This window comes from Flavobacterium odoriferum (assembly GCF_025499515.1).
Classification (GTDB): domain Bacteria; phylum Bacteroidota; class Bacteroidia; order Flavobacteriales; family Flavobacteriaceae; genus Flavobacterium; species Flavobacterium odoriferum.
Window position 1 is genome coordinate 1 of sequence record NZ_JAMKFA010000022.1, and the last position, 440, is coordinate 440.

The 440-nt window shown below is 27.5% G+C and carries 1 protein-coding gene; it reads left to right on the forward strand.

Going from position 1 to position 440, the window contains the following annotated elements; genetic code table 11:
- Positions 1–386, forward strand: a 386-nt coding sequence (locus tag M9Q43_RS13075) for a hypothetical protein (RefSeq protein WP_262319314.1), incomplete at its 5' end; no start/stop codon positions are given.
- Between the last annotated feature and the right edge of the window lie 54 nt (positions 387–440).

The following is a 440-nucleotide window of genomic DNA, read 5'->3' on the forward strand; positions in this document are numbered from 1 at the left end:
ACTGTAATTTAGAAAAAATGAGAATAAAAACATTGTATATTTTAAGCCTTTCTGTTATTGCCTTATTATCTTCTTGTGATAAATATGTGGGAACTGACGGAATAGTAATAGATAAAATATCAGGCGAAAGAATTCCATGTGTAATTGTTAAAATGACATCAGAACAAGGTAATAAAAATGATGTTTCTAATGATATAGGTTATTTTCATACTGGAAAATCATTTAGCTGTGGAATATCAAGTTGTAACACTGATTATAAAATAGAGTTTTCAAAGGAAGGTTACAATACTAAAGTTATTAATGAAAATTTTTATAGTTCATCAGAAGCTGAATTTTTGAACGCTGATAAGAAAGATACTTTAATTATTAAATTAGATAAAATTTAAAACTACAGTTAACAGCGGTTTGCTTCAATGGCTACTTCCGGATTTTCCTTCGGA